This is a genomic window from Mycobacterium sp. 852013-50091_SCH5140682 (assembly GCF_001665685.1).
Classification (GTDB): domain Bacteria; phylum Actinomycetota; class Actinomycetes; order Mycobacteriales; family Mycobacteriaceae; genus Mycobacterium.
Genome location: NZ_LZTB01000119.1, coordinates 109,351 through 128,338 on the forward strand (window position 1 = coordinate 109,351; position 18,988 = coordinate 128,338).

The window sequence follows — 18,988 nt, forward strand, 5'->3', positions numbered from 1 at the left end:
TGCCTATGTGGCACCGCCAGCGTAAGGAAAGTAATCGACTTGCGGTGGTGCATCATAGATCTGGGCGTTTCCAGGACTCTGGCACTGATTCTGCGTACTGCCAAGTGTCACGCAGGACTGCTGTGTAGAGGCGGCCTGCGCTGAGGCTGCCACGGGTGCGGCCAAGACAATCGCGGCGGTGGCACCTACGGCAAACAGCGGATTGAAGTACTTCAGCGTGGCTCGCATGATGCGCTCCTTATCGTCGACGGACATCGCTGTACGAGAATCAGCCTTCCCCCAGGACGCTGTCATCGCGGCTAACACCCATCTCTGGTTGCACCACCGGGTAACGGCGCTACCGGTCAGCCGGAAGCAGCTCAATTCCAGTTACCCGGAACCAGTTTGGGGGACAGCGGGGAAGATTCCAGCGGTTCTGAGTGGCGACAATTCACTCACAGACAGTCAAGCCAGCCAAGGAGCCAACCATGGGAATCAAGATGGGCTATCTCAGCCCGGTCGGTGCCGCTGCGGCGATCGCGGTCGCAATCCTCGCCGCCCCTGTCGCCTCTGCTGCGCCCGATGTGCAGCCCTCTGCGCACAGCCAACCGTCGTGCGTCGCCAGTGGAGGCGGGACGACCTGCCAGTCGCCCGGCAATGTGCAGATCAACGACGCTCCACCACCCGCGCAGTTCTATCCCTACGGCGGTGAAGCGTTCCTGTTGTAGGCAGCGAATAGCCGACGTGCCAACAGGTCAACGAATGAGGAGATGATCATGAAGGTAGCAGCTCGTCTCGCACCGGCCCTGCTGGCTGGTGCCGCGGCAGCGGCGATTTTCGGCGCGCCGATTGCGTCGGCCGATACCGGCGAGTCCTGCGGGTCCACCGGCGGAGGAACCGTGTGCCAGTCACCGGGCAATGTCCAGATCGACGACGATGCCAGCCCGGCTCAGTTCTATCCCTATGGCGGGGAAGCCTTCCTGCTCGGCGGTGGCGCCATCGATGGCGGCGGCATCGGTTTTCACGGCAGCGCGCGTCCTGCTGCTGGAGCTCACGGCGGCGGCCGCCGGTAGACACCCCCGGGCACTCATCCGAGCGGTGGCATGAACAAGAGCAGGTGTCGCTGGATCAGCCGCCCACTCGCGTGCTGGGTGTCTTCGTATCACGTCAAGAAGGCCGCCATATCCTACCTCCCGATTCGCCGGGAGCAGTCCTCGGCGGTGATGGTCGCAATACCGAACGCGTTGTGGGACTGCCTTTTTGGCGACGACGCCCCGGTGTGGCCGGCTACTACCGCACGATACTTGCGTATAGTGGCATTCCCTCGATTCGGGTAGTCGACTACTCGCGCGACCGGGCGGACAGTCGGTCACGATTCATGGATATCGAATCGGCGCTGCGCCCGAAGGGAGCTGATCTTGACCATGATCACTGTGACCACCCCCGCCGAACTGTTGATGGCGATCGACGAGCACCACCACAACCGAATTCGGCTGGAAATGACGGACGTCGATGTCGATCGCGCTGCGCTGATCGAGCGTCAGGTCAACGAACAGTTAAGTGCCTGCGGGTGTTCTGAAGGCGCCATTGGCCTGGTAGCCACCACCGGAGCAGTCCTCGCGACATGGATCGCGCAACCCTCACTAAGGCCCAGCCTGTTTCGGGTGGCTGCATTCACGATCGGTGCGGCTGCAGCAGCGGGGACCGCGACAGGCAAAGTCATCGGGCACCGCAGGGGTCGTCGCAAGGCACGCCGAATAGCAGCGGACTACGTCATCGAACTCCAGCAGGCCGCAACCTACGAGTCGCGGAGCGCAGTCTCGTGAGCAACACGGCCGAGTGCGGTCGACGAATTCCACAGTGCCTGGCAGAGGTGAAGACATCGACCAAGCAATGCACCGAATCGCGTGACGAAGGCTACAGCGAGTGCGCTCAGCAACGCGACGAAGGGTACCGAGACTGCTGTGACTGGTGGCCATGCAGTTGGGCATGTAAGGCATGGACCTGGATTTCGCATATCGTCTGCGTCGCCTGGACCTGGGTCAAGGACATCGTTTGCGTCGCATGGAATTGGATCACGGCGACGGTTTGCCTAGTTTGGACCGTCGTCACATATCCGCTGTGCGTTCTGGCACCGGGAGTGTTCCGATTCCTCGATGGACTAGCCGCCCTCGTCAACGCGATCGTCCGCGGAATCGGCAGTATCATCGCCGGCCTGATAGACGGTCTGCTCTGGGCGCTGATGCATCCGCTACAGCTGGTCGGGACGATCGTCGCCCTGTTCACCGGGTGCCCGAAGTCACGCAGCGATACCATAGCCAAAACAGGCAACTCCGGTATCCAGATCATCGCGCACCACGGGTATTCGAATATCTTTCCCGAAAACACCGCCCAGTCCTGCGATTTCGCGGTAGGAAAAGGCGCCGACTGCATCGAGATTGATCTATGTTTCACCGCCGACGGGCAGGTCGTGCTTTGGCACGACTGGAATCCCGACGACGTGGTCTCGATCCTCCGGCAGCTGGGCAAAGCGCCGGGTCTGGCATATCGTCCCACCGCGCCGCGACTAGGTAGCCAGTGGCGACGCTCGATCGACACGTTGACGTTGAGCGACTTCCGCAATCATTACGACTACGTCAACGACGAAGACCCCGTGGACCGAGTAAAACACGACATCGAGTACGGCCCGCGGTCGACCACGATTCCCACGCTCCGAGAGTTCATCGATGCTTTTGACAGTGACGTGCGCGAGATCTACCTGGACATCAAGATGCCGGATTCCGACGCGGACCGCGCGAGCACGATGGTTGATGCGGTCCACGACGCGCTCCAGCGACTCGACTCGGAAGTCGGAATCGTGTTCATGGTGCCCGCATTCTCGGTACTAACCGCGATGAAAGACCATGCGCGCCAGCGAGGTTACCCATATGCCTTCACCTGGGATATCGAATTCCCGCCCGGAATCGTCCTGAATCCCCTGCGCTACAGTGCAATCGACCACGCGGTCGCGGTGCACGATTCGGTGGCGAGTGTGGGTCGTCCCACGCAGGCGACTCTCTTGCCGTGGGCGACTTATCGCCGAACGATTGGCTACGACATCGAACGCTGGAACAAGGTCAACGCAGACCCTGCGACACAGAACGCAGGGCAACCAATCACCAACCTTGTGACGTGGACCCTCGACGATCGCGACGAACTGGAATGTCTCGTCCGGATGGGTGTCGGCGGGATTATCACCAACTCTCCTGAGCTCCTAGCCGAGATCCTCGGGCGGTAACGGCGGTCCACGCAGATCGCCGAGCCCCGCTGCCACGGCGTCCTCCTTCAGAAGGATGAGAACGCCGACCAGCCTTCCAGATTCACAACGTAACGACGGGCCAGTCGTTCTCGACCCGGCTCGCGCTTCAGCTGAACAGGTTGGGGTGCTCGGAGACATATTGACCGACCGCCAAAGGCGGCTTCCCGGTGACCTTTTCGACGTCGTCGGTGGCGCGGTCGTAACGTCCGGCGCGGTGCAACAGCGCCATCCTGAGCAGGTGCTGCTCCAGGTGTCCAGGAAGACTGAGCGGCTTGAGCACCTCCTGGACCCAGGTGTCGTGGGCAATGTCGGTGCCCCGTATGTGGCGCTGCAATCCAAGTGAGTACTCGGCAGCCAGTCCATGCACGTCGAGGGCAGCCGGACCAGTCAGCTCGTAGACGTCGCCTATGCGATCGCCGGGATCGAGGAGTACGGCCGCTACAGTTCGAGCGACATCACTGGCCGCGATGGGCGAGGTTCGCCCGGTTCCGAAGGGCAGTCCCAACAGGCTTTGGGTTCGCAGCAGCGGCGCCGCCATCCAGGTGAATATCGGATTGTCCAGAAACGCAGTGGGCCTGATGTGCACGACCGGCACGCCTGACCAGTTCAAGACGTGCTCGGCCAGATAGTGCAACCGATGCTGGTCCGACTCTCCCTCACTGGTCAGCGTCATCTGAGATACCGTCATCTGCGACATGTTCACGATCACTTCCAGCTGGCCGTATTCCGTTGCAGCAGCAGAGATCACGGCTGTGGCGGTCAGATAGGCCGGCGAGACACCCATCGAGAAGTACATCCGATCCGATCCGCTCATCGCATCGACAACCACTCGCGGATCCGTCAAATCTCCGACAACGAGCTCTGCGCCTAGTTCGCGCAGTGGCTTGGCGCGTTCGTTGTCATGATGCACCAACGCGCGCACGCGGTTCCCACGTTTCCGCAGTATCTCGACAACCTGCGTGCTGACACCGCCGTTGCCACCACCGGCGCCGGTGACCAAATACAAGGGCGAACTCATGGCGTGCCCTCCCAGTGCTTCGCATGCGGGGTGCCGGCGAAGTTCTCCAGCATCACGCGGGCAAACTGCAGCACCGCGCTGCGCGGCCGGTGGTTGACGACGACGCGCTGGGTCTGCCCGGCCGCGTTGAAAGTCACCAGAACCACGACATCAGTTGGCATGCCACGCACCGAACTGGAGTAGTCCTCAACGAAACGACCCTCTCCAGCAGGACCCGCATAGTTGAACGTTTGCTGCTCATACTGCTCACGCGCCTTGACGAGGATGGTACGAACAGCGTCGGCGCCTTGCGCGGCGCCGTCCATGGCGGCCGCCTCCAACGTGACGTCGTCGGCCAGGTTGTCCAACCACTGCGGGTAGTACGGCCGTCCCATATATGTCATTCGGCACCTCTCGTGTGAACGTCGACAAGATTGATTGCCGACACCTCTGCGGCTAATGAAGCGAGCTCCACCGCCGGATCCTCCGATGACGTGGTCCTCAAGGCGCTTGAGCGGACGGTTGGAGCGTTTCCGTCCTGGGCGACTCGTACGACTACAACAATCCTGGCACCGCAGGCATCGCAAAGCCATCGATCGCGATGTACCTCGCCAACCCTGGGACTGACAGGGTCAGGCTGACGCCCGCGAAGCGGAAATTTGGAACCGCCGCGCAGCGCTGATGCCTGTATCCGACTCGGTGTCGCGACATCGACGTCAAACGCCCGCCCGTCCAGCTCGCGAGAAAGACCGCCCGTGCCGCTCAACACCCGTGTCTTCGAAGGCGTTGAACGCCCGGCTGCAGTGGGCACTGAAACTCACAGCGAAAGGCAACTGACATGGCAAAAGAGTTCACCGGTGATGCCGGGTCCGAACGACTGACACGGTATGCCGTCGATCCTCAGCTCCAAGCGTTGAACCCGTCGGCGTCGGTCATTGCCGCCGCGCGGAAACCGGGTTTGCGTCTTCCCGAGGTGCTTCGCACCTTTATGGAAGGCTACGCAGACCGGCCGGCCCTGGGTACCCGCGCCAGCTCGGTGGTGCGCGATCCGGGCACGGGCCGCGCCGAGCTGCAGTGGCTGCCCGCGTTCGACACCATCACTTACCGCGAGCTGTGGTCGAACGTGATGGCGATCGCCGCGGCATGGAGCGGCGACCGTGATCCGGTGCAAGCCGGCGACTTCATGGCAACCATCGGGTTCTCCAGTGCCGAGTACCTTACGGTCGACTTGGTATCGAACTACCTGGGGCTGGTATCCGTTCCGCTGCAACACAACTCGACCGCAGCGCGACTGGTCCCGATCTTCGCCGAGACCGCGCCGCGAGTAGTGGCCGTCAGCGCCGCCTACCTGAATTTGGCCGTGGAGTGCGTGCTGAACAGCCCCTCGGTGCGCAGGATGACGGTATTCGACTACAACCCCCAGGTTGACACGCAGCGAGAAGCCTTGGCACAGGCACGAGTTCGGCTTGCCGACAGGCAAGTGCAGATCGAGATCATCGCCGATGTCATCGCGCGAGGCCGTGCCCTGCCTGTGCCACCCGGTTTCGACGGTGCCGACGACCAGCGACTGGCCATGATCCTGTACACCTCGGGCAGCACCGGGCTGCCCAAGGGTGCCATGCAGACCGAACGCATGGTCACCTCGCTGTGGACGATGCCGACCATGAGCGATCCTGGCGCCCCGGTCGTCAACGTGAACTTCATGCCGCTCAATCATGTCGGCGGGCGCATGGCGTTGGTGGAGACGGTCCAGGCCGGAGGCACAAGCTATTTCGTCCCCGAAAGCGACTTGTCGACGCTGTTCGAGGACTGGCAGCTGGTGCGGCCCACGCAGCTGCCGATGGTGCCGCGCGTGGTGGACATGCTCTTTCAGCGCTACCAGAACAGAATCGACCGATTACGCGCCGAGGGCGAGGGACCCCAAGCGGCAGACGCGATCGCCAAGGCCGAACTGCGCGACGACCTCCTGGGTGGGCGCGTGCTCGGCGGGTTCTTCAGCACCGCACCGCTGTCCGCGGAAATGCAGACGTTCATCGAAGCCACCATTGGAGCGCCGCTGCTCAACATGTACGGCGCCACAGAACTCGGCGGCGTGACCCGTAACGGCATCGTGAGCAGCCCTCCGGTGATCGACTACAAGCTTGTCGACGTGCCAGAGCTGGGCTACTTCACCACCGATCGACCTCACGCGCGCGGTGAGTTGCTGGTCAAATCGCAGACGGCGACGCCTGGTTACTACAAACGACCTGATGTCACGGCGGAGGTATTCGACGCCGACGGGTTCTATCGCACCGGCGATGTGATGGCGGAGGTCGCACCGGGTCGGCTGGTCTACCTCGACCGGCGCAACAACGTGCTCAAGCTCGCGCAGGGAGAGTTCGTCGCGGTGGCCAACCTCGAGGCCCTGTATGCGGGTGCGCCGCTGGTCCGACAGATCTTCGTCTACGGCAATAGCGAACGCTCTTCGCTGCTGGCGGTGATCGTGCCCACGGTCGAGGCGCTCGCGACCTATCCAAATGCCGCGGCCCTGAAGAGGGCAATCCACGAGTCGCTGCGGTCGGCAGCGCAAGACGCCGAGCTGCAATCGTACGAAATCCCCGCCGACTTCATCATCGAGACCGATCCGTTCACGACTGCCAATGGCATGCTTTCTGGAGTGGGAAAGCTGTTGCGTCCCAGCCTCAAAGCGCACTACGGCGAGCAGCTGGAGCAGCTCTACATCGCACTGGCCGACGCCCGCTCCGACGAACTGCGGGCACTGCGTGCCGCGGCGGATAGCCAACCTGCGCTCGACACGGTGATTCAAGCCGCGCAGTCGATGCTCGGACTGCCCGGTGCGGCGCCGGGCGCCGACGAGCGGTTCATCGACCTCGGCGGGGACTCCCTGTCCGCACTGACGTTCTCGAATCTGCTGGGAGAACTGTTCGGCGTCGAGGTGCCCGTTGGCGTCATCATCGGCCCGTCAGCCGACCTGGCCGCACTGGCGGCCTACGTCGAATCAGAACGCTCCTCTGGCGGCAAGCGCCCAACCGCCGCGACCGTGCACGGCGCCGGGGCCACCTCGGTGGCAGCCGCTGAGCTGACCTTGGAAAAATTCATCGACGACGCCACGCTGCGGGCCTCCGCGTCCGTCGCGCCGGCCACCGACCGGGTTCAGACAGTTCTGCTGACCGGCGCGAACGGATACCTCGGTCGGTTCTTGACCCTGGAGTGGCTGCGCCGATTGTCGGAGACGGGCGGGCGGCTGATCACCATGGTCCGTGGTGACGACGCCGCCTCGGCGCGACGTCGGCTGGAGCAGGTGTTCAACTCCGACCCCGTGATGGCGAGCAAGTTTCGCGAACTGGCTGCCGACCGCCTCGAGGTGGTCTCGGGCGACATCGGTGAACCCAACCTTGGCGTGGATGAGGTGACCTGGCGGCGACTGGCTCGGGACGTCGATCTCATCGTGCACCCGGCCGCGCTGGTCAATCACGTACTGCCCTACGGACAGTTGTTCGGCCCCAACGTGGTTGGCACCGCGGAAGTGATTCGGCTGGCCATCAGCGAACGGCTGAAGCCGGTGACCTATCTGTCAACCGTGAGTGTCGCTGCCGGCGTCACCCATTTCGTCGAGGACGGCGATATTCGAGAGGTCAGTGCGGTACGGCCGATCAACAACGACTATGCCAACGGCTATGGCAACAGCAAGTGGGCCGGCGAAGTCCTGCTGCGCGAAGCCCATGATCTGGCCGGGTTACCGGTCAGCGTGTTCCGGTCCGACCTGATCCTGGCGCACAGTCGTTACGCCGGTCAGCTGAACGAGCCCGACATGTTCACGCGCCTGGTGATCAGCCTGCTGTCGACCGGCCTGGCCCCACGGACCTTCTATGCCGGCGGTCCTGGAGAGCGGCCGCGCGCGCACTATGACGGTCTGCCAGGCGATTTCGTCGCCGAGGCCATCACCGCGATCGGCGGGCGGGGCCTGGACGGGTTCCGCTCCTACGACGTGATGAACCCGCACGACGACGGCGTCTCGTTGGACGTCATCGTGGACTGGCTGATCGATGAAGGTGCGTCGATCACGCGCATCGACGACCATGCCGAATGGATCACCCGCTTCGAAGCAGCACTGCGTTCTCAACCGGAGGCGCAACGTCAGCGTTCGGTGCTGGCGCTGCTCGATGCCTTCCGGGAACCCGAGCCGCCGTTACTCGGCGCCACCGCGCCGACCGCAGTGTTCCGGGAAGCGGTACGTGAAGCCAAACTCCCTATGCACCAGGACATCCCACACATCACGGCTGAGCTGATCGGCAAGTACCTGACCGACCTCAAGTTATTGGGGTTGATGTAGGTCGCGTGTCAGCGGGTGGCCACCAGGCCATCGATGAGGAGGTCGAGGAGTCGGTCGGCCTGCTCGGCCGACTGGCTGGCCAACAAGATGCCCAGCAGGCCGGACACCACGTCGTCAGGATCGATGTCGGCGCGCAGGCTGCCGTCCGCGGTGCCGGCTTCCAGCAGCGTCCCCACCGCGCCGACGACACTGTCGCGGGTTTCGTTGCGCTGCAGGACACCCGAGGCCAGCATCGTGTGCAGCGATTCGGCCATCCCGCGTTTGGTGGCGACGAACTCCGCATAGCGGTCCATCCAGCGCCGCAGTGCGACGACGGGCGGATGCCGTTCGGCCAGTTCGGCCGCGGAGGCCGCGACCGCGCCGAGCTCGGCGCGGTAGACCGCCTCGACGAGCGCCTCCCTGTTCGGGAAGTGCCGGTAGAGCGTGCCGATACCGACGCCGGCGTCGCGGGCGATGCCCTCCAGGGACACCGGCCCGGCGGCCTCCGCGAACGCCGCAGCGGCAGTCGCCAGCAGCCGTTCTCGGTTGCGGCGCGCGTCGGCCCGTTCAGCCATAGCGGAGGCTCCTCCGGTTTGTTAACGTGGAAAACGGAGGTTCCTCCGCATCGTCTTCGATTATGGCACTTCAGGAGCTGGACATGAGCACATCGCACCCGGGCGGCACCGGCACCCTCGGCATCCACCACGTGGCCCGGATCGGCTACGGGGCCATGGGTCTGGAGCATGACGTCCCTCACGACGACGCGGTGACCGTGCTGCGCCGCGCCGTCGAACTGGGCGTGAACCACATCGACACCGCCTTTTTCTATGGCAACGGCGTGGTGAACCGGCGTATCCGCGACGCGCTGGCTCCCTATCCGGACGATCTGGTGATCGTCACCAAGGTCGGCGCCCGGTCCGCGACCGGGCCCGCTCCCCTGGCGCTGGCCCAGCAGCCGGCCGACCTGCGCGCCGCAGTCGAACTGGACCTGACCAGCCTCGGGCTGGAGCAGATTCCCGTCGTCAACCTGCGCCGCGCCGATTTCGGGCCCGGCCTGATCGCCGAGGGTGACCAGATCGTCGACCTGGACGACCAGCTCGCCGAGATGCTCGCGTTGCGCGACGAAGGCAAGATCGGCGCAATCGGGATCAGCAACGTCGACCTGGCGACCCTGCGACGAGCGCTGCCCGCCGGGATCGTGTGCGTGCAGAACGCCTACAACTTGCTCAACCGCATCCACCAGGACGAACTCGCGCTGTGCGCCGAGCACGGCATCGCCTGGGTACCGTTCTTTCCGCTCGGATCGGCATTCCCCGGCTTCCCGAAAGTTGCCGACAACGCTGTGGTGCAACAGATCGCGGGCGAGGCCGGTGTCACCGGCACGCAGATCGCGCTGACCTGGTTATTGGCGAACTCCCCCAATGTCCTGTTGATCCCCGGGACAACGTCGATGGCGCACCTGGAACAGAACCTGGCCGCCGGTGACATCCGCCTCAGCACAGCCCAACTGGCCGCGCTGGATGCGGTGCCCTCGTGGTGTCAGATCGGTGCGCCGTCTGGCGTCAACGACCCTGGGACAGAGCACAATACGTAATGCGCGCGTCACCGTTGCCAACGTCGAGTATCCGCCTGCCGACGTCGGTCCAGTGGTCACGCCTTCAAGCGCCGACCGTCTGGCACACCAGGGTTCTGATCGCCTGGGTCGCGGGTTCGGCATCGCCCATGCGCCAAGCCAAGATCAATTCGGCCGGCCGGTTCTCGGTGCCCGAGATGGTCCGCAGGACCACGTCGTCGATTCCCATGTGGGCGGCGGCCAACGGTACCAGCGCGATCCCGAGACCGGCCCGGACCAGAGCGAGGATCGTGTGCACCTGACTGATGTGCTGTACGTAGCGCGGCGCGATCCCGTTGTCCAGGAAGATGCTGACCAGCAGTTCGTAGAAATATCGGGCCTCGGCGGGTGAGTACATGATGAACGGCTCGCCGTCCAGGTCCTTGACCTGTGGGTGAATCCGTTCGTCGGCCAGACGATGTTGGCTGGGCACGGCCAGCACCAAGGGTTCCCGCTGCAGCAGGCTGGCTTCGAGTCCGGCCGACGGCATCGGTGGGCGAACCATGGCCAGGTCGAGTTCCCCGGCGCGTAGCTCCTCGAGCTGGACACTCGAGACACGTTCGCGCAGAACGAGGTCGATATCGGGCATGCGTTCTCGTACCGCATTCACGATCGGGTCCAGCACCGAGTGTGCCGAGGAGCCGGTGAACCCAAGTGCGACTGTGCCGGCCTGTCCCGAGGGTATCCGGCGCACCGACAACGCGGCTTGCTCGGACATGCCGAGGATGCGACGAGCGTCGGCCAGGAACGCGCGTCCGGCCGGCGTGAGCTGCACACCTCTACCGGCACGACTGAACAGTGCGACCCCCAGGTCGCGCTCCAGCTGCTGAATGCGACGCGACAACGGCGGTTGGGTGATCGCCAGCCGGTCTGCGGCCAGCCCGTAGTGCAGCGTCTCAGCTACCGCAACAAAGCTCTTCAGCTGATCGAGGGTGAACATCGATTCAATTTCTGCATTGGTGGATGCCAAATAGGTGTTGGACATGCATAGCTGGGCGATCGTACCGTGACCGGGATCGCAGAACGCCGCAACTGTGACCTAGGAGGTCTCTTGCCCACGCTGACGCCCCATGAGCTGGCTTTACGTCTTGGTTCTGGTCTGCTGTCCTTCCCGGTAACCCACTTCACCGCCGACCTCGCGGTCGATGAGCCTGCCTATCGCGCGAACATTGCCCGGCTCGGCCAGTACGACGTGGCCGGCCTGTTCGCCGCCGGGGGCACCGGAGAGTTTTTCTCGCTGACTCCGGAGGAGATCGCCCTGCTGGTCCGAGCGGCGGTGGCCAGCGCACCGTCGGCAACCCCCGTCCTGGCGCCCGCCGGCTTGGGGGCCCGGCAGGCGGTCGAGATGGCGCGCGCGGCCGAGGACGCCGGTGCCGAGGGCATCCTGCTCTTCCCGCCGTACCTGACCGAGGCGTCACCGTCGGGGCTGCGCGAGTACGTCCAAACCGTCTGCCAGAACACGTCATTGGGTGTGGTCGCGTACAACCGCGCGAACGCCATATACCCCGCCCAGGTGTTGGCCCAGATCGCCGACTCCTGCCCCAACTTCATCGGCTTCAAAGATGGCGTCGGAGATCTGGAAGCGATGACGCGAGTCCACGCCACACTCGGTGACCGGCTGGTCTACATCGGCGGGCTGCCCACCGCAGAGCTGTTCGCGGTGCCCTATCTGGAGCTCGGCGTGACGACATACAGCTCGGCGATCTTCAACTTCCTGCCCGAGTTCGCGCTCGCCTTCTATGCTGCGGTCCGGCGCCGGGACTCGGCCACCATCCGTCGGTTGCTCGATGAGATCGTGCTTCCCTACGTGACTCTTCGCGAGCGGCAACCCGGTTACGCCGTCAGCATCGTCAAAGCAGGCATGCGGCTGACCGGGCACTCGGCCGGACCCGTCCGGCCCCCGCTGACCGATCTCGATGACGCCGAATCAGCCATGCTGGCCCAGATCATCCGGCACGCCGGAGTGCTCACCGACGAGCTGGGCTCGCGCCTCGCCGACGTCGCCGGTGCGGCCCGATGACCGTCCGGGTAGGCGACGACAGCCCGACCACCCTGGCTGGGGCTCCGTCAGGACGCATGTTGATCGCCGGGGAACCGATTATCGGTGACGGCTCGGTGGTGCACTCGGTCGATCCAACGACCGGGGCGGCCCTGGAGCCCGGGTATCCGGCCGCATCGCCGGTACAGATCGAGCGCGCGTGCCAGAACGCTGCCCGGGCGGCGGTTCCATATCGGGCGTCCACGCCCCACGAACGAGCCCGGTTCCTGGAACGGATCGCCGAGGAACTCGACCGGCGCCGCGAGCAGTTGATCAGCCAAGCTCACGCCGAGGCCGCGCTGGGGCTGCAGCGGCTGCGCGGAGAGGCGGAACGGACCAGCGGTCAGCTCCGCCTGTTCGCCGACGAACTGCGCATCGGGTCTTGGGCACAGGTCCGGGTCGATCCGGCGCAACCGGCTCGGGTCCCGCTGCCCCGCCCCGATGTCCGCCAACGACGAATCGGCATCGGCCCGGTCGCGGTGTTCGGCGCCAGCAACTTTCCGCTGGCCTTTTCCACCGCCGGCGGCGACACGGCCTCGGCCCTGGCCGCCGGATGTCCGGTGGTGGCCAAAGCGCACCCCGCCCACCTGGGCACCGCAGAGATCGTGGCCGAGGCGATCACGGCTGCGGCCGGTGACACCGGCATGCCGGCCGGCGTGTTCTCCCAGATTGTCGGCGCCGACAACCAAGCCGGCGCGCTGCTCGTCAGTGATCCGAGGATCCGCGCCGTAGGCTTCACCGGCTCGCGGCAGGGCGGACTGGCGCTCGCGGCGATCGCGCAGCAACGGCCGACGCCGATTCCGGTCTACGCCGAAATGAGCAGTGTCAATCCGGTAATCGTGCTGCCCGCCGCCCTGGCCACACGTGGGGCTCAACTCGGCGAGCAGTTCGCCGCGTCCCTCACCCTCGGGGCGGGCCAGTTCTGCACCAACCCGGGGCTGATCCTGGCGATCGACGGGCCCGGGCTCGGCGAATTCATCGAATCCGCCGCCAACGCGCTCACCCGCGATCAGGGCGCGACCATGCTGACGACCGCGATTGCCGAGGCGTACCGCGCCGCCGCGGACCGGGCCGCCGGCCTCGCCGAGGTCGATGTGCTCGCCCGGGGTGGGCAGCCGGCGACGGCGGCCGGTGCAGCAGCACAGCTCCTGCGCGCCGACGCCGACACGTTTCTCGACAATCCGCTGCTGCGGGAGGAGGTGTTCGGCGCCAGCTCCACCGTCGTCGTCTGTACCGACGTCGAGCAGATCGTCGCGGTCTTGAGCGCGATGGACGGTCAGCTGACCGCGACAGTGCACAGCGATGCCGCCGACCACGCCGCGGCCCGCTCCCTGCTCCCGGTCTTGGAGGATCTGGCCGGACGGATCATCTTCAACGGCTGGCCGACGGGTGTCGAGGTGGGGCATGCCATGGTGCACGGCGGACCGTACCCGGCCACCACCGACAGTCGTTCGACATCGGTCGGCAGCGCCGCGATCGACCGGTTCCTCCGGCCGGTCGCCTATCAGGATGTGCCGCACGCCCTGCTTCCCGCCCAACTCAGCACGCCCGAATCGTACGGATACCCCTGGCGGCTCGACGGCCGCCTTCAAACTCCCGCCCGCCCTCGTGAGGACCGATAACCATGGTCGCTTCGAATCCCCTCTCCGACACCGCAACCGGTGGGCCGGTGGCAACGCTGGTCACCGCTTCGGCCGGCCCGGCGCGCCGGGCACTGATCCGCCGCGACACGGTGCTCACCGTCGTCAAAGCGGTAACCGGCATCTTCGGGTTGCTCGCGCTGTGGCAATTGGCCGTCGTGGTCATCAAGCCCCCCGAGTTCATCCTGGTAGGCCCGATCGACGCATTTGCCGAACTGGCGAAACGACCCGAGTACTTCGCCGGCAACGCCTATGTCACCCTCCAGGAGGCTCTCGCCGGTTTCGTGCTGGGAACCGCGCTCGGCGTCATCTGCGGTGCCCTGCTTCATTACTCGCCTACCCTGCGAACCTTCTTGTATCCGGCCCTGGTCGCCATCGATACCATCCCGAAAGTTGCGTTGGCGCCGCTGTTCATCGTGTGGTTCGGTTTCGGGTTCGAGTCCAAGGCCTTCGTCGCCATGGCGATCGCATTCTTCCCCCTGGTGATCAACACCTACGACGGTCTGGCATCAGTACCGCACGAGTTGAAAGAGCTCGCTCGCATCAACCGGGCAAGCGCCATTCAACGCATGAGGAAGATCGAGTTCATCTACGCGCTGCCGTCTGTTTTCTCCGGCGCGAAGATCTCGATCTCCCTGGCGGTCGGAGGTGCGGTAGTGGGTGAGTTCATCGCCGGCTCAAAGGGTCTCGGATACGTGATCATGCTCGCCAACAGTCAGGTCGATCTGGCCTCGATGTTCGCAGCATTCATGGTCCTGGCGTCGATCGCGCTCATTCTCTTCTTCATCGTCGACCTTGCCGGCCGAAAACTGATGCCGTGGAAAACCCATGCCAAGTAACACTGCTGCGCGGAGAGTCCCATGATCACGAGAGCACCCAGACTTGCCGCGGCGTTGTCCGCTGTCGTCTTCGCCGCCGGCCTGCTCAGTGGGTGCGGGAACGGTCGTTCGGAGAATTCGATGTCGCTGATGGTCGATGTCGGGTATCTACCCAAACACGCGCCGTTTTTCGCGGCCGTGCATCGCGGCTTCTTCGGAGCCGAGGGGCTCGACGTGACGGTCATGCCCGGCTCTGGATCGGGGAACACCGTGACCGCGGTCGAGACCGGCCGGGTGGACGCGGGCTGGGCGGATTTCGGTGTCACCGTGTTGAATCAGGGCCGCGGAGCCAAGGTGAAGCAGGTGAACCTGCTGCAGGCGAAGTCTGCCTACGCCGTCGTCAGCATGGCCGGCAAAGGGATCAACACCTGGGCCGACCTCAAGGGCAAGACCGTGGCAACCGAGGGGGCCGGCGCCATGACCTCGATGTGGCCGTACGCCCTGAAGCGGCTTGGGCTGCAGCAGCGCGACGTCAATGTGGTCCATGCGGCCAGCAGCGCCAAACTGCCCGGGCTGCTGTCCGGCCAATGGGATGCCACCCTGGCGCTGTCGGTCTCGGATGCCCCGGCGATCGACGCGTTGGGTCGAGACCCGGTGGTTCTGCGTTGGCGCGACCTCGGTATCGATCTCTACGGCAACGGCATCATCTTCTCCGACGACAGCCTGAAGAACCGTCCAGACCGGGTGCGGCGGTTCAACAATGCGCTACAACGTGCCTTCCTGTGGTCCTGCCAGAACCCCGAACTGGCGGCGGAGGACTTCCACCGCGAAGTCGCCGGATACGAAACGAAGACCGTGGTCAAGGCGCTTGACGAGCAGTGCTCGCTCAATTGGCCCGACGACAATCCCGACAGCCGGTTCGGCACCATGACCGATGCCGGCGTACAGAAAGTCATCGATATCTGTCACGACTTTCTTGGTCTGGACAAGGAGATCACCGTCAGCCCCGCACAGGTCTACAGCGACGACTTCATCGCTCCGCTGTCCCGAACCCAGAAAATTGCTGCGCCCTAATCCGATCGGAGCCAGGTAGTGAACATTGCCAACGCGATCTCAGTGAACCAGGTCGGAGTGTGCTTCCGATCCCGCGACGGGCAGACGAACACCGTCCTTGAGGGCGTCGACTTCACGGTCCGGCACGGCGAATTCGTCTCGATCGTCGGGCAGTCCGGAAGCGGGAAGACCACGCTGTTGAAGACCATCTCCGGGCTACAGCCGGCGACCACCGGCGAAGTCCTGGTGAAAGGCCGCCCGATCTCCGATGGCGTGGAGGACATCTCGATGGTTTTCCAGGCCCCGGTCCTGCTGCCATGGCGCAACAACCTCGACAACGTGTTGCTGCCCTTGGAGTTCCGCGGCAAGCGCAATGCCGAGGCCAAACGGTACGCCAAGCAGCTCCTGGAGATGGTCGGGCTGGCCGGCAAGGAGAAGCGTTACTCCTATGAGTTGAGCGGCGGCATGCAGCAGCGGGTCGCCATCTGCCGGGCCTTGGTGTCCAACCCGGAGCTGCTGCTGATGGACGAGCCGTTCGGCGCACTGGACGCGATGACCCGCGATGCGATGAACTTCGAGATCCAACGGATCTGGCAGCGGGCCGGGTGCAGCGTGCTGTTCGTCACCCACAGCATCTCCGAAGCCATCTGGCTCGGCGACCGCGTCGTGGTGGTCGGCGGAAAACCTGGTCACATCGTCGCGGACATCAGCATCGACCTGCCGCGGCCACGAACGAAGGCACACCGTTACTCCCCCGAGTTCGCCGAGTACGTGACCGAGATCGAATCCCATATCGGTGTTACGGCCGGCATCAGCTGAATTCGCCATCCACACCACCATTTTCCAGCTCGAAAGGAACTGATCACCGTGCTGCACCTCACTGCCGATCCGAGCAAGCTGATGGACGAATTCCGGCTCGACCCCCAACGCAGCCTGCTGTTCTCCGCGATCCGGCTGGACTCGCATCCGCTGGTGTCACCGCTCATCGCGACCCGAGGGGACGACCGCCTGCTCCTCGTGCGGCAGCAGGAGCAGGGCAATGTCCTGTCCGCAGGCGTTCCCGCGCAAAGCATCCGGTTCTACGCACCGTGGGTCACCATCGACCCCCGCCCGGTGGCCGGCGTCCCGGTGGCCGAGTCACTCACTGACCTGGTGGCCGAGTTGGCCCATGGCGAGCAGGTGAGCCTGGCCCATGATGTGGTGTACAGCCACTTCATCACGTTGGCACCGACCATCGAGGTAGCCATCGAGCGGCGCGCGCCGCAGCCTGTGCGCATCCACCAGGTTCGCATCGACCATGTGGTGGCCCGGTTCGCGTCCTGGCGCGCGCACGGCGCCGAGGTGGCCGCCCAATTGGTCTCGGACATAACCCATCTCGACGGAATCAGCAGCGAGTTCGGCGCACCCGACACGCGGTTCGGCGCCCTGGCGTCGCTGGCGGCCGAGCGATCGATCGACGGCGTGCTTGTTGCCGCGCCACCGAACTTCACCGAGCTGACGGGATTGCGCTGGATCCCGGGGTCCATTGCGCTGTGGCGACCGGAATCCGACACCGTACTGGTCTTCACCACGAGGGACGGCGACAGCCACACCGCCGACCAGGTCTACGGGCCGGCGACCGATGAAACCGATTGCCTTGCCAAGGCATTCGATGCATCCGGTCTACGGATCGGCATCGAAGAGGAATGGGTATCGGTGGGTCTGGCACACGAGCTGCTCGACGCCGGCCTCGACCTGGTGCCGGTGTCCGGCGAGTTGGCGCACTGGCGCGATGTGCGCGACAACGAGGATCTGCCGTTCCAGCTGATCGCCGCGCGGACCAGCGTGTACGCGATCGAAGAAGCGCTGCAATGGGCCGACGGTCAGATCACCGCCGGAGCCGAACTCACCGAACTCGACATCTTCGACAACTACCTCGCTCACATCGACCAGTTCCGCCGCGAGAACAACATCCCCTTCGACATCGAGCCCTATTTCACCAATCTGCATTCGTCGAACCGCATGCTGTTTCCCGGACCACCCGTGGACTTTCCGATCGATCAGACCACCACATGCATCCAACTCGACGCCGGTGTGCGGGTGAGCATCGACGGAGTCACCCTGGCGACCTCCGATATGGCCCGCTCGCTGCCCCGCACCCCCGAAGCGAAGGAGGCTTACCAGTTCTTCTTCACGGTGGTCCGGGAAGGGATCATTGGGCAGCTGCGCCCCGGTGTGGTGTGCGAAAGCGTGCACGAGGGCACTTTGCGGTTCCTGGAACCACATCTGCCGCGGCTGATCGAGATCGGCATGCTCGGCGCAGACACGGACTTCAACACCATCTACCGCAGACGCAATGTCGGACATCTGATGGGTAAGCAGGAGTCCTTCGCCAACGAACTGCGGCCCGGATACAAGCACACCCTCGACGTCGGTTCCTATGGCGCAGCAGAGATTCCGTGGCGGTACGACAACGCGGCCATCGGCACCGAAGACATGTGGTACATCGGTCGTGACCGTACCTACGTGCTGACCAGGAGGTGACGGCGATGTCCACCACCGTGACGCGGGGTCCACACGATCGACTCACCGCGCTGGGTCTGAGGCTGCCGGATCTGGGCCCGCCGGCCTACGCCTATGAGGCAACTACCCGGCACGCCGACCTGCTCTACGTGTCCGGCCAGATCTCCCGCGAGCACGACGGCACGATCCTGACCGGTACCCTCGAACCCGGCCATCCCCCGGAAGCCGGTCTTGCGGCGGCCCGCGCCGCCGCACTGAACCTGCTCGCCAGAATCGATCAGGCGGTGGGACTCGAGCAGGTGGTGCAGCTCCTCAAACTCAATGTCTGGGTGAGCAGTTCGGACAAATTCACCGACCAGCCTGCGATCGCCGAAGGCGCGTCGCAACTGCTGATCGATGTGCTCGGCGCGGCCGGCACACACGCCAGAACCGCCTTGCCCGCACCTGTGCTTCCGAAGGGAGCCTTGATCGAGCTGGACGCGATCGTCGCGGTGAAATAGCGGTCACCGCTGCGGTCTGTTCGATGACCAAAACCAAGCAGCCGGTCGCACCGGACTCCAGATCCTGCGCATTGAGCCGAATGAACCGGTGCCCGTCGTAGCAGCATCGTCGACGGGCGATGGTCTGTCGAAACCGGGCTCACGATTATCGATGGCCGCAAACGCATTACCGGGCCCGAGTTCTACGATCCCCACAGAGGTGCACTGTGTGCACAACCTGGGTCCCCTCAGCGTGGAAC

General features: G+C 64.6%; 18 protein-coding genes. 13 read left to right on the top strand and 5 right to left on the bottom strand.

Annotated features, from left to right (window positions below; all coding sequences use genetic code 11):
- Window positions 1–3 precede the first annotated feature (3 nt).
- Window positions 4–255: a hypothetical protein gene (locus tag A5784_RS37950; protein WP_232006314.1), complete on the bottom strand. Its 252-nt coding sequence runs from the start codon at window positions 253–255 to the stop codon at window positions 4–6.
- A 212-nt stretch (window positions 256–467) separates the two neighbouring features.
- On the opposite strand from A5784_RS37950, the gene A5784_RS31000 reads away from it, so the two are divergent.
- From A5784_RS31000 to A5784_RS38600, 4 genes are all read left to right on the top strand, one after another.
- Window positions 468–707: a hypothetical protein gene (locus tag A5784_RS31000; protein WP_064948687.1), complete on the top strand. Its 240-nt coding sequence runs from the start codon at window positions 468–470 to the stop codon at window positions 705–707.
- Between the two features lie 48 nt (window positions 708–755).
- Complete coding sequence (locus A5784_RS31005) at window positions 756–1,052, top strand: hypothetical protein (RefSeq protein WP_082945204.1); 297 nt, start codon at window positions 756–758, stop codon at window positions 1,050–1,052.
- Window positions 1,053–1,412: 360 nt separating this feature from the next.
- Window positions 1,413–1,805, top strand: a complete 393-nt coding sequence (locus A5784_RS38910; protein WP_197514935.1) for a hypothetical protein — start codon at window positions 1,413–1,415, stop codon at window positions 1,803–1,805.
- Window positions 1,802–3,256: a glycerophosphodiester phosphodiesterase gene (locus A5784_RS38600; protein WP_197514936.1), complete on the top strand. Its 1,455-nt coding sequence runs from the start codon at window positions 1,802–1,804 to the stop codon at window positions 3,254–3,256. The genes A5784_RS38910 and A5784_RS38600 overlap by 4 nt, the downstream gene beginning before the upstream one ends.
- Window positions 3,257–3,383: 127 nt before the next feature.
- Here A5784_RS38600 and A5784_RS31025 read toward each other — a convergent pair whose 3' ends face one another.
- Both A5784_RS31025 and A5784_RS31030 read right to left on the bottom strand, forming a co-directional pair.
- Window positions 3,384–4,277, bottom strand: coding sequence for an NAD(P)H-binding protein (locus A5784_RS31025; protein ID WP_232006315.1), 894 nt, complete (start codon window positions 4,275–4,277; stop codon window positions 3,384–3,386).
- A 14-nt stretch (window positions 4,278–4,291) separates the two neighbouring features.
- On the bottom strand, window positions 4,292–4,678 hold the full coding sequence (locus A5784_RS31030; RefSeq protein ID WP_156750878.1) for a hypothetical protein: 387 nt from the start codon (window positions 4,676–4,678) through the stop codon (window positions 4,292–4,294).
- A gap of 434 nt (window positions 4,679–5,112) precedes the next feature.
- Here A5784_RS31030 and car point away from each other — a divergent pair, with 434 nt between their 5' ends.
- Window positions 5,113–8,607, top strand: coding sequence for a carboxylic acid reductase (gene car, locus A5784_RS31035; RefSeq protein WP_064948694.1), 3,495 nt, complete (start codon window positions 5,113–5,115; stop codon window positions 8,605–8,607).
- 8 nt (window positions 8,608–8,615) lie between these two features.
- Here the strand turns inward: car and A5784_RS31040 are convergent, their stop codons facing one another.
- The gene (locus tag A5784_RS31040; RefSeq protein ID WP_064948695.1) at window positions 8,616–9,161 is read right to left on the bottom strand and encodes a TetR/AcrR family transcriptional regulator; all 546 of its coding nucleotides are present in this window, start codon (window positions 9,159–9,161) and stop codon (window positions 8,616–8,618) included.
- An 83-nt stretch (window positions 9,162–9,244) separates the two neighbouring features.
- On the opposite strand from A5784_RS31040, the gene A5784_RS31045 reads away from it, so the two are divergent.
- Complete coding sequence (locus tag A5784_RS31045; protein WP_064948748.1) at window positions 9,245–10,180, top strand: aldo/keto reductase; 936 nt, start codon at window positions 9,245–9,247, stop codon at window positions 10,178–10,180.
- 64 nt (window positions 10,181–10,244) lie between these two features.
- Here A5784_RS31045 and A5784_RS31050 read toward each other — a convergent pair whose 3' ends face one another.
- Window positions 10,245–11,138: a LysR family transcriptional regulator gene (locus A5784_RS31050; RefSeq protein ID WP_064948749.1), complete on the bottom strand. Its 894-nt coding sequence runs from the start codon at window positions 11,136–11,138 to the stop codon at window positions 10,245–10,247.
- 111 nt (window positions 11,139–11,249) lie between these two features.
- Between A5784_RS31050 and kdgD the strand changes: the two genes are divergently transcribed.
- Genes kdgD through A5784_RS31085 form a run of 7 tightly spaced genes read left to right on the top strand, consistent with a single transcriptional unit; the run spans window position 11,250 to window position 18,749 of the window.
- Window positions 11,250–12,218, top strand: coding sequence for a 5-dehydro-4-deoxyglucarate dehydratase (kdgD, locus tag A5784_RS31055; RefSeq protein WP_064948750.1), 969 nt, complete (start codon window positions 11,250–11,252; stop codon window positions 12,216–12,218).
- Window positions 12,215–13,858 (top strand): aldehyde dehydrogenase (NADP(+)), encoded by a 1,644-nt coding sequence (locus A5784_RS31060; RefSeq protein ID WP_064948696.1) that lies wholly within the window; start codon window positions 12,215–12,217, stop codon window positions 13,856–13,858. Before kdgD ends, A5784_RS31060 begins: the two co-directional genes overlap by 4 nt.
- A 2-nt stretch (window positions 13,859–13,860) precedes the next feature.
- The gene (locus tag A5784_RS31065; protein ID WP_082945189.1) at window positions 13,861–14,715 is read left to right on the top strand and encodes an ABC transporter permease; all 855 of its coding nucleotides are present in this window, start codon (window positions 13,861–13,863) and stop codon (window positions 14,713–14,715) included.
- Between the two features lie 21 nt (window positions 14,716–14,736).
- Entirely contained in the window at window positions 14,737–15,768 is a 1,032-nt protein-coding gene (locus A5784_RS31070) for an ABC transporter substrate-binding protein (protein WP_064948697.1), read from the top strand.
- Window positions 15,769–15,786: 18 nt separating this feature from the next.
- Complete coding sequence (locus A5784_RS31075) at window positions 15,787–16,566, top strand: ABC transporter ATP-binding protein (RefSeq protein WP_064948698.1); 780 nt, start codon at window positions 15,787–15,789, stop codon at window positions 16,564–16,566.
- Window positions 16,567–16,614: 48 nt separating this feature from the next.
- Window positions 16,615–18,270 carry an aminopeptidase P family N-terminal domain-containing protein gene (locus A5784_RS31080; protein WP_064948699.1) on the top strand — a complete coding sequence of 552 codons (1,656 nt, stop codon included), beginning with the start codon at window positions 16,615–16,617 and terminating at the stop codon, window positions 18,268–18,270.
- A gap of 5 nt (window positions 18,271–18,275) precedes the next feature.
- Complete coding sequence (locus A5784_RS31085; RefSeq protein ID WP_064948752.1) at window positions 18,276–18,749, top strand: RidA family protein; 474 nt, start codon at window positions 18,276–18,278, stop codon at window positions 18,747–18,749.
- Window positions 18,750–18,988: the final 239 nt, after the last annotated feature.

Excerpts from the sequence above, each read along its gene's own strand:
- A5784_RS31000 (WP_064948687.1), top strand. The coding sequence starts at position 468 with ATGGGAATCAAGATGGGCTATCTCAGCCCGGTCGGTGCCGCTGCGGCG.
- A5784_RS31045 (WP_064948748.1), top strand. The coding sequence starts at position 9,245 with ATGAGCACATCGCACCCGGGCGGCACCGGCACCCTCGGCATCCACCAC.
- A5784_RS31040 (WP_064948695.1), bottom strand. The coding sequence starts at position 9,161 with ATGGCTGAACGGGCCGACGCGCGCCGCAACCGAGAACGGCTGCTGGCG.
- A5784_RS31030 (WP_156750878.1), bottom strand. The coding sequence starts at position 4,678 with ATGACATATATGGGACGGCCGTACTACCCGCAGTGGTTGGACAACCTG.
- car (WP_064948694.1), top strand. The coding sequence starts at position 5,113 with ATGGCAAAAGAGTTCACCGGTGATGCCGGGTCCGAACGACTGACACGG.
- A5784_RS31005 (WP_082945204.1), top strand. The coding sequence starts at position 756 with ATGAAGGTAGCAGCTCGTCTCGCACCGGCCCTGCTGGCTGGTGCCGCG.
- A5784_RS37950 (WP_232006314.1), bottom strand. The coding sequence starts at position 255 with ATGTCCGTCGACGATAAGGAGCGCATCATGCGAGCCACGCTGAAGTAC.
- A5784_RS31085 (WP_064948752.1), top strand. The coding sequence starts at position 18,276 with ATGTCCACCACCGTGACGCGGGGTCCACACGATCGACTCACCGCGCTG.
- A5784_RS31070 (WP_064948697.1), top strand. The coding sequence starts at position 14,737 with ATGATCACGAGAGCACCCAGACTTGCCGCGGCGTTGTCCGCTGTCGTC.
- A5784_RS31060 (WP_064948696.1), top strand. The coding sequence starts at position 12,215 with ATGACCGTCCGGGTAGGCGACGACAGCCCGACCACCCTGGCTGGGGCT.
- A5784_RS31050 (WP_064948749.1), bottom strand. The coding sequence starts at position 11,138 with ATGTTCACCCTCGATCAGCTGAAGAGCTTTGTTGCGGTAGCTGAGACG.
- A5784_RS31065 (WP_082945189.1), top strand. The coding sequence starts at position 13,861 with ATGGTCGCTTCGAATCCCCTCTCCGACACCGCAACCGGTGGGCCGGTG.